The sequence below is a fragment of the Streptomyces sp. NPDC092952 genome, assembly GCF_044754785.1.
Lineage (GTDB): Bacteria > Actinomycetota > Actinomycetes > Streptomycetales > Streptomycetaceae > Streptomyces.
On record NZ_JBIVPT010000064.1, the window covers coordinates 1 to 1,193 of the forward strand.

2 protein-coding genes are annotated in these 1,193 nt (G+C 71.0%); both read left to right on the forward strand.

The window, feature by feature from the left end; genetic code table 11:
• The first annotated feature begins 432 nt into the window (after positions 1–432).
• Positions 433–945 carry a SigE family RNA polymerase sigma factor gene (locus ACIQGQ_RS37210; protein WP_402405131.1) on the forward strand — a complete coding sequence of 171 codons (513 nt, stop codon included), beginning with the start codon at positions 433–435 and terminating at the stop codon, positions 943–945.
• Positions 938–1,193 (forward strand): hypothetical protein (locus ACIQGQ_RS37215; RefSeq protein WP_402405134.1); only part of this gene is annotated, 256 nt, incomplete at its 3' end. The genes ACIQGQ_RS37210 and ACIQGQ_RS37215, both read left to right, overlap by 8 nt.

Sequence of the window (1,193 nt, forward strand, 5' to 3'; positions counted from 1 at the left end):
CGGCAGTCACACGAGTGGCGGACGAGCCACTGCCGGAGGCCGCCGAGGCGTCGGCCGATCCGGTGCCATGGGCCGTCGGGGCGGGCGTGGAGGTGCCGGTGGCGGCCGTGGCGATTCCCCCCGCTGTCGCGATGACTGCGGTGGTGACGGCAATGAGCATGATCGGGCGGATACGCATGAATCCGTGTCCTTTCCTACAGGCGTCCGGTTGATGCCAGCACCCCCTGTAGGCATCCCGATGCCCGGCAGGTCGCACCCCGCGGCTGTGATCCAGGTCATATGGATCGTGGTGCGACCCTGGGGGGTCGCTCGTGCGTACAGGAAGGGAGGCGCGCCCAGGGCGCACGGCTCCGCCGTCGCGACCGAGAAGTGCTTCCTCGCATACGGCTCGTGCTGCGAGCTGACGGACAGCCGCCAGAAGAAAGGCTCTTGATGACGCCACAGGAGTTCGATGCGTTCTATGCGGCGTCCTTCTCCCGCCTGACCGGGCAGCTCTACGCGCTGACCGGCAACTGGTCCGAAGCACAGGACGTGGTCCAGGAGGCCTTCATCCGCGCGTGGGACCGAAGGCGCACCTTAGACCCGGACAACGCCCCGGAGGCATGGATCCGGACCACGGCCCGACGGCTGGCCCACTCCCGCTGGCGGCGTCTCGCCCGGGGCCTGCACTTGGCCGGACGCCACCACCGCCAGGAACCACCCACCGTCGAGCCGCCCACCGAGGAGCATCTGATGCTGGTCACCGCGCTCCGCGACTTGCCCCAGGCACAGCGAGGCGCCCTGGTCCTGCACCACATGTGCGACCTCTCCGTCGAACAGGTCGCGGCCGAGACCGGCGCCAGCGTCAGCGCCGTGAAGAGCCGCCTTGCCCGCGGCCGGACCGCGCTCGCGGCCAAACTCGCCGACCAGAACCTGACCAGCGAGGAAGGAAAGGTTCGTGCCTGACCCCAACCACGACACACTCGCCGACCGGCTGCGGCTGATCGGCACGCAGATGCCCGCACCTACCCTGCCCGCCGCGGAGATCCGCCGACGGGCGGACCGGCGCCGCCATCGCCGGCACGCCGCGGCCGCTGCCGTGGCCTGCACCGCAGCAGCAGCCCTGTGCCTGGCCTTCCCGTCCGTGCTGCACTCACCGGGACCGCGGCAGGGAGCAGCCTCTGGCGACGCCCCCTCCGTGTCGGACCCCCACC